We start from the raw sequence: 12,139 nt of genomic DNA on the forward strand, positions 1-12,139 counted from the left end.
GCGGCTGCAGTGGCTGACGGCGCTGGAGGTGCGCGGCATCCGCCCGTTCCTGGACCGGCAGCGGGTGCTGGCCGCGTCCACCGGGCCGAAGAAGACGGGGCCCCGGCTGCGCGGCGCGGACAAGAGCGCGGCGGCCCGCGGGCGCAGTGTGCTGGGCCAGTCGTTCGGGCAACTCCCGGAGCCGTCCGGCCCGTTCGCGGGACGGCGGCAGGAGATGGCGCGGATCCGGCAGTGGGTGCAGTCGGCCCGCGCGAGCACCGAGACACAGCCGACGGTGGTGGTGCTGCACGGGGCGTCCGGCAGCGGCCGGACGACTCTGGCGGTGCGCGCCGCGCACGAACTGAAGGACTACTTCCGCGGTGCCTGTGTCGTCGATCTGCGCGGCGACAGCCCGGCTGAGCCCCCGCTGTCCACCCGGGACGCGCTGCTGCATCTGCTGAACCGGCTCGGCGCCCCCCGGGAGCAGCTGCTGTTCCGGGAGCGGTCCTCCCCGGAACAGCAGGTCAGGCGGCTGAGCGAGTTGTACCACCAGCACCTGACCGGGATGCCGGTCACGGTCGTGCTGGACGACGTCGTCGATCCCCAGCAGGTGCGGACGCTGATTCCGGAGCGGTCCGACAGCCTGGTCCTGGTCACCGCGCGGGCGCCCCTCGGGCTGCCGGACGATCTCCCGGCCCGCGTCCACCAGCTGCCGGTGGAGCCGCTGGACGGGGCGGGCGCGGAGGAACTCCTCACCGCCGCCGCGCAGGACGCCTCGGGGCCGTACGACGCCGAGTCCGCCGAGCGGGTGCGGGAACTGTGCGGAGGTCTGCCGCTGGCACTGCGGATCGCCGGCACCGCCCTGGGCCCGCGCTCACCGCTCGCGCTCGCCACCGATCTGGGGGCGTACGGGCCCGTCGATCCGGTCGAGCGGGCACTGTGGCTGCGCTACACCGACCAGCCCGAGACCGTACGGCGGCTGCTGCGGCGGCTGGCGCTGGCCGGACGGGCCTCGCTGGGCGCCGCGGCAGCCGCGGCGCTCCTTTCCACCGACGAGGCCGAGGCGACCCGGCATCTGACCGCGCTGAACCGCGCCGGGCTGATCGACCGGGTACGGCACAGCCGCTACCGGCTGCACGACCTGGTCCGCGCCTTCGCGCTGGCCCGGCTGCTGGACGAGGAGGAACCCGCCGAGCGCACGGCGGCGCAGGAGCGGCTGATCGTGAACTACGCCGAGCTGGCCGACTCGGTACTGCGGCTGGTCGACGGCAACATGTCGACCCGCTCGGACCGCTTCAGCCCCTACGGCTTCACCTCGCTGGACGAGGCGCTGCGCTGGCTGGACGACGAGTCGAGCTTCATCACGGCGGCACTGCGGCACGCGGAGGGCGTGGACCGGAGGGCGGTGCTGAACCTGCTCGGCGCGCTGTGCGACTCCTGCCTGCTGCGCGGCGACCTCTACCGGCTCGGGGAGATCAGCGAGCTGGCGCAGACCGTGGACGAGGGGCTGCTGGTGCGCTCGGTGCAGTGGCGCACCGGGATCGCGGCACGTCAGCTGGGCGAGCTGGACACGGCGCGGACCACACTCACGTCGGTGGTCGACCTGTACCGGGAGGCCCAGCACGACGCGGGCGCGGCGCGGGCGCTGACCTCGCTCGGTATCACGCTGCACCACCAGGGGAACCTGAAGGACGCCTCGGCGAAACTGCGGGAGGCACTGGATCTGCAGGCCGCGCCGGAGCTGGCCACGGACCGCGCCTGGACGATGCACGCGCTCGCGGCGGTGGAGCGGGACCGGGCCCGGCTCGCCGAGGCGCTGGAGCTGCTCACCGAGTCGCTGGTGCTGCACCGGGCGGGCGAGTCCGTGCACGGACAGGCGTGGGCGCACTTCCAGCTGGGGCAGCTGAACCTGCGGACGGGCGACGTCCCGCACGCGGAGGGCGAGCTGCGTACGGCCCTGGAGCTGTACGGCCGCACCCGCGACGCCCGCGGTGAGGCGTGGGCACTGACCGAGCTGGCGCGGGCCCGGCTGGTCGACGGCGATCCGTCACCGGCGGTGGAGGACCTGCGCCGGGCCGCCGCCCGGCACCGGGAGAACGAGGACGCCCGTGGTGAGGCGTGGACCCTGTATTACCTGGGCCAGGCGCTGGAGGAGACCGGTGACCTGGACCGTGCGGTGCGTGAGCTGGAACGCGCCCGCACCATGTTCGCCCGGATGCGGGACGTCTACGGGCTGGCCTGCGCCCGGCACCATTCGGCGCGGGTCACCCGGGACCAGCGGGCGGCGCGGACGGGGTCGCTGCGCAACTCCGGGTTCGCCCGCCAGCTGCTGGTGGACGCGCGCGCCGACTTCCAGCGGATCGGGGTGGCGCACGGCGAGGCGTGGACCTGCCTGGAGCTGGCGGTCGTCGATGCGGGCAACGCGCGCACCCCGCAGGCTCTCGCCCTGTGCGACGAGGCGGTCACGCTGTTCGTGTCGTACGGCGACCGGCGGGGCGAGGACTGGGCGCGGTTCCTGCGCTGCACGCTGCTGCCGTACGCGGCGCCGGGCGGCACGGAGGTCGGTACGGCGGTGGCCCAGGAGGAGCTCGCCCAGCTGGCCCGCGCCACCCACCCGGCCCGCGACGGCAAACTGACCGACTGCATGGAGGCCTACCAGCTCCTCCTGGAACGGGGCGTGACCCTGGAGGCCGGCTGGCAGGCCTGGCACCTGGGCCTGGTCCCCAGCCGCCACGCCCGCGAGATCATGGGAGTACCCGTCCCCTCACACACATGACCCGACCCCACCGCACGCATCGCGGCCCACCGCACCCGTCGCGGGCCCGCCCGCCCGTCGCGGGCAGTCGTGCCGCAGGGCGGCACGGGTGGGCGCGCCGGCACCCCGCAAGCGCCGGGCCGCGCACCCACCCCCGGCCCACACCAGCACCGGGTGCCGGACACCCCGCCCAGCGGTCAGCGGTCAGCGCTGCTTCATACCACCGTCGGCCACAGCCACATCCTCCGCCCCGTCCCGGGGCCCCTCGGAGTCCTCGGACTCCTGCGACTCCTGGGACTCCTCGAAGTCCACCCGCCCCATGTGCCGGTTCATGGACTTCATCAGCCCCCACACCGCCAACGCCATCACCGCGAACACGATGAACCCGAGAACACCAGGGGTCACCCTGTCCTCGTCGAGTTCCTTGGCGAGAGGCACCAGGTGGGTCATTGCCAGGCTTGCGCTTGCGCTCATATCAGGCATTGTCCCGGATGCCCGCGAAGAGGTCGTCCTCGGGGAGGGAAGTATCGACGAGCGACTTCGCCAGCTCGTACTCCTCCGTCGGCCAGACCTCCCGCTGAAGCTCCATCGGCACCCGGAACCACCCCCCGTCCGGATCGATCTGCGTGGCGTGCGCGATCAGCGCCTTGTCCCGGATCTCGAAGAAGTCGGCGCACGGCACATGCGTGGTCAGCGTGCGCTCCTTGCGCTCGAACTCGCTCCAGCGCTTGAGCCAGTCCTCGTACGGCGACTCCATCCCGCGGTCCAGCAGCGCCTGGTGCAGCGCCTCCGTGCGGGGCCGGTTGAAGCCCTGGTTGTAGTACACCTTCATCGGCTGGTACGCCGGACCGAACTCGTCCTCCGGGTACTTCGCGGTGTCCGCCGCCCCCTCGAACGCCACCATCGTGATCTTGTGGGTCATGATGTGGTCGGGGTGCGGGTAACCGCCGTTCTCGTCATACGTGGTGATCACCTGGGGACGGAACGAGCGGATCTTCCGCACCAGCTCGCCGGCCGCGTGGTCGACGTCCTCCAGGGCGAAGCAGCCCTCCGGCAGCGGCGGCAGCGGGTCGCCCTCGGGCAGCCCGGAGTCGACGAAGCCGAGCCACTCCTGCTTCACGCCGAGGATCTCCCGGGCCTCGTCCATCTCCTTCTTGCGTACCTCGTGGATGTTCTCCTCGATGTACGCGTCGCCCTGGAGCTTCGGGTTGAGGATGGAGCCGCGCTCCCCGCCGGTGCAGGTCACGACCAGCACGTCCACCCCCTCGGACACGTACTTCGCCATGGTGGCCGCGCCCTTGCTCGACTCGTCGTCGGGGTGGGCGTGCACGGCCATCAGTCGCAGCTGGTCAGTCAAGACTCATTCCTCAAGTCGTTGCGCGCCCTGTGTGCGGCGGCGCAGTCGCGGGCTTCTATAGTGACCGAATCGGGGGACGAATAATTCCGGGGTCCGGCTCCCGGGAACTGTCGGGGAACAGCGGTCCCTTCCCGCCGAGGAGACGATCATGAGTACGCCGAGCACGCGGCCGCCCGAGGGCCGTTACGGTCGTTCCTCGGACGAACGTGCCGATCGGACCCTCAAGACCGTCGGCGCCGCGCTGTCGGTGCTGCTGCTCGGGCTGATCGGCTGGTTCGGCTACCACTACGTGGCCCAGAACGAGATCAGCGCCGAGATGATCGGTTTCGAGGTCTCCGACGACTCGGTGAGGGTGCACCTGGAGGTGCACAAGGACGCGGGTGCCGCCGGTTACTGCACGGTGCGCTCGCAGGCCGCGGACGGCGCCGAGGTGGGCCGGGCCGATTTCCGGTTCGACGAGGACGCCACGCGCATCGACGAGGTCGTCACGCTGCGCACGACCTCCCCGGGCACCAGCGCGGAGCTGCTCGGCTGCCACGCGGAGTGATGCGGCGGGGAATAACCGGCCGGTGACCTGGGCTGACATGAGTCTGGTGGCTTATGTCCTCCCCCTGCGGGCACTGAATTGTTAGGCTCGTGGTTTCGCCCATCCCTGGAGGACCATCCTTCTGGGTAGGGCGTTGCTTTGTATTTCCCAGTACCTACGAGGAGCACCTGTGACCCAGACCAGCGAGAACGTCACCTGGCTGACCCAGGAGGCGTACAACAAGCTCAAGGAAGAGCTTGCGCACCTTACTGGTCCCGCGCGCACGGAGATCTCCGCCAAGATCGCCGCCGCGCGCGAGGAGGGCGACCTGCGCGAGAACGGCGGGTACCACGCGGCCAAGGAGGAGCAGGGCAAGCAGGAGCTCCGTGTGCGCCAGCTGACCCAGCTCCTCGAGAACGCGAAGGTGGGCGAGGCGCCTGCGGCCGACGGTGCCGTGGCGCCCGGCATGGTCGTGACCATCGCCTTCGACGGTGACGAGGACGACACGCTGACCTTCCTGCTCGCCTCGCGCGAGTACGCGAGCGCCGACGTGGAGACGTACTCGCCGCAGTCCCCGCTCGGCTCCGGCGTGATGGGCCACAAGGTCGGCGAGGACGCGGAGTACGAGCTGCCGAACGGCAAGAAGGCCTCGGTGAAGATCGTCAAGGCCGAGCCGTACAGCGGCTGACCCGCACCGCGCTTCCCTGAATTCCCTGACGAAGCCCCCGGCGCCCTGAGCGGCGCCGGGGGCTTCGTCATGCCGCGGCCGAGCGGTACTTGCGGACGGCGAGGGTACGGAAGAGCACGATGATCAGGACCGAGTAGATCAGCGAGGCCCACACCGCGTGCTGCATGGGCCAGGCGTCCGAGGTGGAGACTCCCGGGTTGCCGAAGAGTTCGCGACAGGCCTGGACGGTGGCACTGAACGGGTTCCAGTCGGCGATGTGGCGCAGCCAGGGGGTCATGTTGCTGGAGTCCACGAACGCGTTGGACACGAAGGTCACCGGGAAGAGCCAGACGAGTCCGCCGGAGGTGGCCGCCTCCGGCGTGCGGACCGACAGGCCGATGACCGCGCCGATCCAGGTGAACGCGTACCCGGTCAGGAGCAGCAGGCCGAACGCGCCGAGCACCTCGCCGATGCTGGTGTGGGTGCGCCAGCCGACCAGCAGGGCGACCACCGCGAGCACGAGCAGGGTGAGCGCCGTCTGCACCAGGTCGGCGAGGGTGCGGCCGGTGAGCACCGCGCCGCGTGCCATCGGCAGGGAGCGGAAGCGGTCGATGAGCCCCTTGTGCATGTCCTCGGCGATGCCCGCGCCGGCTCCGGCGGTGGCGAAGGTGACGGTCTGGGCGAAGATGCCGGCCATCAGGAACTCGCGGTAGACCTGCGGGCTGGTGCTGCCGCCGATGTCCATGGATCCGCCGAACACGTAGGAGAACAGCACCACGAACATGATCGGCTGGATCAGTCCGAAGATGACCACTTCGGGGATCCGGGCCATGCGGATCAGGTTGCGCTTGGCGACGACCAGGGAGTCGCGGACCGACTGACCGATCGGGTTGCCGGGAGCCGTGGTCCGCACGGCGTCGGTGACGGCACTCACTTCACGGCCTCCTTGCCGGGGCGGTTTCCCCCGCTGCTCTGTTCCTTGGTCTTCTGCGTACCGTCCGGGTCCGCGGCGTCACCGTCCCCGGCTTCCGCGACATGTCCGGTGAGGGAGAGGAAGACGTCGTCGAGGGTGGGGCGGCGCAGGCCGATGTCGTCGATCTCGATGCCGTCGGCGTCGAGTTCGCGGATGATCTCGGCGAGGAGCTTCGCTCCGCCGGAGACCGGCGTGGTGATCTTGCGCATGTGGTCCTCGACGGTGGTGTCGCCCTTGCCGAGGCCGCGCAGGCTGTACTTGTCGAGGAGGGCGGAGGCGGCCGCGATGTGTTCGCGCTCGTGCACCACGACCTCGACGCGCTCGCCGCCGGTGCGGGCCTTGAGCTGGTCGGAGGTGCCCTGGGCGATGACCCGGCCGTGGTCGACGACCGCGATGTCGTGCGCCAGGTGGTCGGCCTCCTCCAGGTACTGGGTGGTGAGCAGCAGGGTCGTGCCTCCGGAGACGAGCTGTTTGATCACCTCCCACAGTTGCTGCCGGTTGCGGGGGTCGAGGCCGGTCGTCGGCTCGTCCATGAACATCACCGGCGGCGACACGACCAGGGCCGCCGCGAGGTCGAGCCGGCGGCGCATGCCTCCGGAGTAGGTCTTGGCGGTACGGTCGGCGGCGTCCGCGAGGTTGAACTGCTCCAGCAGTTCGTCCGCCCGGACCTTCGCGGCCCTGGCCCTCATCTGGTAGAGCTGCCCGACCATCTGCAGGTTCTCGCGGCCGGTCAGATACTCGTCGACGGCCGCGAACTGGCCGGACAGGCCGATGGAGCGGCGCACGGCGTCGGGCTGCTTGAGCACGTCGATGCCGGCGACGACGGCCTTGCCGCTGTCGGGCCGCAGCAGGGTGGTGAGGCAGCGGACGGTGGTGGTCTTGCCCGCGCCGTTCGGCCCGAGCAGGCCGAGGACGGTTCCCTCGGGGACCTCGAGGTCGACGCCGTCCAGTGCCTTTACGTCTCCGAAGGTCTTCACCAGACCTTCGGCATAGATGGCGCCTGGCATATGAGTCTCCACGTCGTCGTGATTCTTCGGAAAGCCTGGGTGTGCGCGCTTCGGTGTGCTGGAATCTCCCGCCCGGCACGGGCGGCGCGTCGAGGGTCGGCCGTGCGCGGTGGCGTGAGACACACCGTAACGCGATGTATCGCGTCTCTCAATGGATTTACTCGAAGGAGTGACGCCTCCCGCGGCGTCAGTCCAGGACGGTGTGACCCGCCTCGCGCAACGCCCGTTCCACCTCGGCGCAGTGCGCGGGCCCCTTGGTCTCCAGGTGCAGCTCGACCTCCGCCTCAGTGAGCCCCAGCCGTGGATCGGTCCGTACCTGGCTCACATCGAGGACGTTAGCGTCGACCACTGACAACGCCCCGAGAAGCGAGGCCAGAGCCCCCGGCCGGTCCGCCAGAAGCAGCCGGACGGCCAGGTAGCGGCCCTGCGCCGCCATACCGTGCCGCAGCACCCGCTCCATCAGCACCGGGTCCACGTTGCCGCCGGACAGCACCGCGACGACCGGCCCCTCGAAGGCACCCGGACGGCTCAGCAGCGCCGCGACCGGGCTCGCCCCGGCCGGTTCGACGACCAGTTTCGCCCGCTCCAGACAGAGCAGCAGCGCGGCCGACAGCTCGTCCTCGGTGACCGTGCACACCTCGTCCACCAGATCGCCGACGATCCCGAACGGCACCTCTCCGGGCCGCCCCACCCTGATCCCGTCGGCCATCGTCACCGGGTTGTCCACCGACACCGGGCGCCCGGCCGCCAGCGAGAGCGGATACGCCGCCGCGCCCGCCGCCTGCACACCGACGATCCGCACATCGGGCCGCAGCGCCTTCACCGCGACCGCGATCCCGGCGGCCAGCCCGCCCCCGCCGACACCGACGACGATCGTGCGCACCTCCGGGCACTGCTCCAGGATCTCCAGACCGACCGTGCCCTGGCCGGCGATGACGTCCGGATGGTCGAAGGGGTGGGTGAACACCGCCCCCGTCTCGTGCGCGTACTCCGTCGCCGCGGCCAGCGTCTCGTCGACCACCTGGCCGTGCAGGCGCACCTCGGCGCCGTACTCCCGGGTGGCGCTGACCTTCGGCAGCGGGGCCCCCTTCGGCATGAACACCGTGGACCGCACCCCGAGCAGCGACGACGCCAGCGCGACCCCCTGCGCGTGGTTGCCCGCGCTCGCCGCGACGACACCGGCGGCACGCTCCTCGGGCAGCAGCCCGGCGATCCGGACGTACGCGCCGCGCAGCTTGAACGACCCCGTCCGCTGGAGGTTCTCGCACTTCAGCCGCACCGGTGCGCCCACGATCCGGGACAGGTGCCTGCCGCCCTCCAGCGCGGTGCACCGGGCCACGCCCGAGAGCATCTTCCGGGCGCCGCGCACGTCGTCGAGAGTGACGGTCCGCAGGGAGGGGGCCGTGCTGTGGCTCATGTCCCCAGCATCGCAGTCCACGGCCGGACGTGACGGGAGCGACCACTCCGCGGACCACCGCTTTGCCCAGCTCCGGTACGGCCCGCCGCCCCGGCGCGTACCCTGTCCCCCAATCAGCAGCCCCTCCACGAAGTGAGCCTTCGGCCATGCCCCCAACACCTGAAATGTCGATGGACATGACGACGGACCCGACGGCCGTCGGTGACACGGGTCTTCTCGACACGCTGCAGCACGAGGTGGCGCTGTTCGCCCGCCGCGCCGAACAGACGCGGCTCGGCGGGGTCAACCAGGTGCGCAACTCGATGGACCGCGCGGCGTACCTGCTGCTCAACCGCCTCGACAAAGAGGGCCCGATGGGCGTCAAGGCGCTCGCCGCGAGCATGGGCATCGACTCCTCCACGGTCACCCGTCAGGTGGCCCCCCTGGTGGACACCGGCCTGGTGAAGCGCACCTCGCACCCGGAGGACGGGCGGGCGGTCGTGCTCCAGCTGTCTCCGCGCGGGCAGGCTCGGCTCGAGGAAGTGCGGTCGTCGCGGCGTCGGTTGATGGCGGAGCTGACGGACGACTGGGAGCCGGAGGAGCGGGAGGCGTTCTGCACGCTCCTCACGCGTTTCAACGGAGCGCTGTCCTCCCGGATGGCCACACACGACCGCCCGGACTCCTGACAGCCCCGGACACCGGCCCCTCCGGCGCTCGAGAATCGGGCCCGGACCGAAGCCCACAGCCCCTCCGGCGCTCGAGGAGCGAGGTCCGGGGCCGAGCCCACTGCCCTCCAGCCCCCCCGGCCCTTGAGGAGCGAGGTCCGGGGCGGAGCCCCGGGTTCGGGACGGGAAGGGAAGGGGCGGCGGGGGCGGAGAATTCCCCGGCCCCTCACACGTGCGCACCCCTTGACCGCGGGGCGCGCCCTGCCCTGATATGGGACAAGGTCCCCGTCCCACCCGGCCGGGACCCGTTCCCCCAGGGCGACGGGAGGCGCGGTTGCATCCACGGCGCACGTCCGATGACACAGCCCGCACCCGCGAGTTCGAGGCATACGTCGCCGGCGCGGGCGGCCGGCTCCTGCACACCGCGACCCTGCTCACCGCGGAGGCCCGGAACGACAACCCGCGCGCCCGGCACCTGGTGACCCTGGCGCTGGCCCATACGTACGCCTGCTGGGACCGCCTGCACGGCGAGGACCCCTACGACCACACCCGCCAGGATCTGGCGGCCCGGTACGCGCGCGGCGCCTGGCACCGGCACGGCGGACTGCTCCGCTCCCGTTCCCGCCCCACCGGCCCCCTGGCCGCGCTCACCCCGCAGGAACGTCTGGTCCTGGTCATACGCCTGTACGAGGGCGTCGACGGGGACCGGACGGCGGCCCTGCTCGGACTGCCGGTCGAACGCGTCCGGACCATTTTCAACCGCGCGATGGCGACCGTGCTGAGCCCGGCCCGCCGCCCGGCCCCTGCCGTGAGCGGCGTCAAGGCGGTGCCGTCGTGACCCGCCCGCGCGGACGGAGCCGCGTGAGCCGGGACGGGAGGCGGACATGAACCGGCTCAGCCGTGAGGCGTCCGTCCGGCGGATGCTGGAGGGGGCCCCACCGCCCGTGCCGCCGGGCCTGCACGCGGACGCCACACGGCGCGGCGCCCGCATGCTGCGGCGCAGAACGCTCGCCCGCCGCGCGATGTGGCTGCTGTTGCTGGCGGCCACGGTGGCGTTCGTGGTGTGGGCGGTGACGGCCCGCCCCTGGGTGGAGCCACCGTCGGAGACGACCCCACCCCTCACGGGCTGGTGAACCCGGACGGGCGGACGGGTCCCGACGGCCAGGCTCCGTCCTAGCCGCCGAGCGCCTGCTGGAGGTCCTCGAGCAGGTCGTCGATGTTCTCGATGCCCACGGACAGGCGCACCAGGTCCGCGGGGACCTCGAGCGCGGATCCGGCCGCCGACGCGTGCGTCATCCGTCCCGGGTGCTCGATCAGGGACTCGACACCGCCCAGGGACTCGCCGAGGGTGAACACCCTGGCCCGGTTGCAGACCTCGACGGCCGCCTCCTCGCCGCCTTCCACGCGGAAGGAGACCATGCCGCCGAAGGCCCGCATCTGCTTGGCGGCGACCTCGTGACCGGGGTGCTCCGGCAGCCCCGGGTACAGGACGCTCGTCACGCGGGAGTGACGGCTGAGCATGTCGGCGACCTTGGTGGCGTTCTCGCTGTGCCGGTCCATGCGGACGGACAGCGTCTTGGTGCCGCGCAGCACCAGCCAGGAGTCGAAGGGGCCGGCGACCGCGCCCATCGCGTTCTGGTGGAAGGCCAGTTCCTCGCCCAGCTCCGCGTCGCCGGTGATCAGCGCGCCGCCCACGACGTCCGAGTGACCGCCCATGTACTTGGTGAGGGAGTGCACGACGACGTCCGCGCCGAGCGCGAGCGGCTGCTGGAGGTACGGCGTGGCGAAGGTGTTGTCGACGACGAGCCGGGCGCCCGCGTCCCGGGCGACCTGGGCGACGGCGGCGATGTCGGTGATGCCGAGCAGCGGGTTGGAGGGGGTCTCCACCCATACGGCCTTGGTCTTCGGCGTGATCGCGGCCCGGACGGCGGCGGGGTCGCTGGTGTCGGCGACCGACCACTCCACCCCCCAGCGGGCGACCACCTTGGCGAAGAGGCGGAACGTGCCGCCGTACGCGTCGTTCGGGATCACCACGTGGTCGCCGGGGCTGAGCAGCGTACGCAGCAGGCAGTCCTCGGCCGCCAGTCCGGACGCGAACGCGAGACCGCGGCGGCCGCCCTCCAGGGCGGCGAGGTTCTCCTCCAGCGCGGTCCTGGTCGGATTGGCGCTGCGGCTGTACTCGTAGCCGCCGCGCAGGCCGCCGACGCCGTCCTGCTTGTAGGTGGACACCTGGTAGATCGGCGGGACGACCGCGCCCGTCCGGGGGTCGGCGGTGTTGCCCGCGTGGATCGCGAGCGTCTCGAAGTGCTGACTGATGTGCCTGTCGCTCATGAGCACCGAGGGTAGTGCGCGCACGGTGCCGATGACGTACGCCGGTGACGGACACGGGGCCACGGGGGCGGGCGCCGGGAGTTTTCCACAGGATCGGCACCGGGTTGGCCAATTGCCGACGTGGTCTGGTTCGCTGGTGACATGGAGATTCTCTGGGTCCTGATCGCGCTCGTCATGTTCGGCTTCGTGGTGTTGCCGTTCCTCAGGCGCCGGCGCGGTGCGGTGGGACTGGTCCCGGCCGGCCATCCGGACGGGGCGGACCCGGCGAACTACGGCTTCGCCCTCGAGGAGGAGCTGGACATCCGTATGCCCGGCCCCGACCAGGACCTGCTGGACGTGCTGGACCTGGTGCAGCGCGCTCAGGACTACCGCGCGGCGCAGCAGCTGCTGGCCGGCACGGCCGCGGAGGGTGAGCTGCGCTGGCAGCGCGTCCAGGCGTTCGCGGGCGCGGCCTCCCTGGAGCTGGCGCAGCGGCCCGGCGGA

Annotated in this window: 12 protein-coding genes and 1 pseudogene; 7 read left to right on the forward strand and 6 right to left on the reverse strand. The window is 71.7% G+C overall.

The features are described 5' to 3' along the window. Positions 1-2,755: tetratricopeptide repeat protein (locus B9S61_RS09465; protein WP_103541861.1), on the forward strand; the 2,755-nt coding region annotated here is incomplete at its 5' end. A gap of 183 nt (positions 2,756-2,938) precedes the next feature. On the opposite strand, the gene B9S61_RS09470 is transcribed toward B9S61_RS09465, so the two are convergent. Together B9S61_RS09470 and mca are read right to left on the reverse strand one after the other, a co-directional pair. Next, positions 2,939-3,217, reverse strand: a complete 279-nt coding sequence (locus B9S61_RS09470; protein ID WP_103541862.1) for a hypothetical protein — start codon at positions 3,215-3,217, stop codon at positions 2,939-2,941. Next, positions 3,210-4,091 (reverse strand): mycothiol conjugate amidase Mca, encoded by an 882-nt coding sequence (gene mca, locus B9S61_RS09475; RefSeq protein ID WP_103541863.1) that lies wholly within the window; start codon positions 4,089-4,091, stop codon positions 3,210-3,212. The genes B9S61_RS09470 and mca overlap by 8 nt, the downstream gene beginning before the upstream one ends. Positions 4,092-4,239: 148 nt before the next feature. On the opposite strand from mca, the gene B9S61_RS09480 reads away from it, so the two are divergent. Then, entirely contained in the window at positions 4,240-4,638 is a 399-nt protein-coding gene (locus tag B9S61_RS09480) for a DUF4307 domain-containing protein (protein WP_103541864.1), read from the forward strand. Positions 4,639-4,807: 169 nt separating this feature from the next. Continuing rightward, positions 4,808-5,305: a transcription elongation factor GreA gene (gene greA, locus B9S61_RS09485; protein WP_103541865.1), complete on the forward strand. Its 498-nt coding sequence runs from the start codon at positions 4,808-4,810 to the stop codon at positions 5,303-5,305. 67 nt (positions 5,306-5,372) lie between these two features. On the opposite strand, the gene B9S61_RS09490 is transcribed toward greA, so the two are convergent. The 3 genes from B9S61_RS09490 to ilvA all read right to left on the reverse strand — a co-directional run bounded on the left by B9S61_RS09490 (position 5,373) and on the right by ilvA (position 8,681). Beyond that, entirely contained in the window at positions 5,373-6,218 is an 846-nt protein-coding gene (locus B9S61_RS09490) for an ABC transporter permease (RefSeq protein WP_103541866.1), read from the reverse strand. Beyond that, positions 6,215-7,264, reverse strand: coding sequence for an ATP-binding cassette domain-containing protein (locus B9S61_RS09495; RefSeq protein ID WP_103541867.1), 1,050 nt, complete (start codon positions 7,262-7,264; stop codon positions 6,215-6,217). The genes B9S61_RS09490 and B9S61_RS09495 overlap by 4 nt, the downstream gene beginning before the upstream one ends. Before the next feature lie 187 nt (positions 7,265-7,451). After that, positions 7,452-8,681: a threonine ammonia-lyase gene (gene ilvA / locus B9S61_RS09500; RefSeq protein ID WP_103541868.1), complete on the reverse strand. Its 1,230-nt coding sequence runs from the start codon at positions 8,679-8,681 to the stop codon at positions 7,452-7,454. A gap of 164 nt (positions 8,682-8,845) precedes the next feature. Between ilvA and B9S61_RS09505 the strand changes: the two genes are divergently transcribed. The 3 genes from B9S61_RS09505 (at position 8,846) to B9S61_RS09515 (ending at position 10,458) form a co-directional block, all read left to right on the forward strand. Then, positions 8,846-9,346 carry a MarR family winged helix-turn-helix transcriptional regulator gene (locus B9S61_RS09505; protein WP_103541869.1) on the forward strand — a complete coding sequence of 167 codons (501 nt, stop codon included), beginning with the start codon at positions 8,846-8,848 and terminating at the stop codon, positions 9,344-9,346. Positions 9,347-9,659: 313 nt separating this feature from the next. After that, on the forward strand, positions 9,660-10,163 hold the full coding sequence (locus B9S61_RS09510) for a sigma factor-like helix-turn-helix DNA-binding protein (protein ID WP_258039603.1): 504 nt from the start codon (positions 9,660-9,662) through the stop codon (positions 10,161-10,163). Positions 10,164-10,209: 46 nt separating this feature from the next. Next, positions 10,210-10,458: a hypothetical protein gene (locus tag B9S61_RS09515; RefSeq protein ID WP_103541871.1), complete on the forward strand. Its 249-nt coding sequence runs from the start codon at positions 10,210-10,212 to the stop codon at positions 10,456-10,458. A gap of 40 nt (positions 10,459-10,498) precedes the next feature. On the opposite strand, the gene B9S61_RS09520 is transcribed toward B9S61_RS09515, so the two are convergent. Beyond that, positions 10,499-11,656: a cystathionine gamma-synthase gene (locus tag B9S61_RS09520; protein WP_103541872.1), complete on the reverse strand. Its 1,158-nt coding sequence runs from the start codon at positions 11,654-11,656 to the stop codon at positions 10,499-10,501. Positions 11,657-11,797: 141 nt separating this feature from the next. Here B9S61_RS09520 and B9S61_RS09525 point away from each other — a divergent pair. Beyond that, a pseudogene (locus tag B9S61_RS09525) lies at positions 11,798-12,139 on the forward strand (hypothetical protein); the annotation flags it as partial.

Origin of the sequence: Streptomyces sp. SM1 (assembly GCF_002910825.1) — a bacterium.
Taxonomy (GTDB): Bacteria; Actinomycetota; Actinomycetes; order Streptomycetales; family Streptomycetaceae; genus Streptomyces; species Streptomyces okerensis.

Coding starts and splice junctions, on each gene's coding strand:
- B9S61_RS09470 (WP_103541862.1), bottom strand. CDS start 3,217: ATGCCTGATATGAGCGCAAGCGCAAGCCTGGCAATGACCCACCTGGTG.
- B9S61_RS09480 (WP_103541864.1), top strand. CDS start 4,240: ATGAGTACGCCGAGCACGCGGCCGCCCGAGGGCCGTTACGGTCGTTCC.
- B9S61_RS09495 (WP_103541867.1), bottom strand. CDS start 7,264: ATGCCAGGCGCCATCTATGCCGAAGGTCTGGTGAAGACCTTCGGAGAC.
- ilvA (WP_103541868.1), bottom strand. CDS start 8,681: ATGAGCCACAGCACGGCCCCCTCCCTGCGGACCGTCACTCTCGACGAC.
- B9S61_RS09505 (WP_103541869.1), top strand. CDS start 8,846: ATGTCGATGGACATGACGACGGACCCGACGGCCGTCGGTGACACGGGT.
- B9S61_RS09515 (WP_103541871.1), top strand. CDS start 10,210: ATGAACCGGCTCAGCCGTGAGGCGTCCGTCCGGCGGATGCTGGAGGGG.
- B9S61_RS09520 (WP_103541872.1), bottom strand. CDS start 11,656: ATGAGCGACAGGCACATCAGTCAGCACTTCGAGACGCTCGCGATCCAC.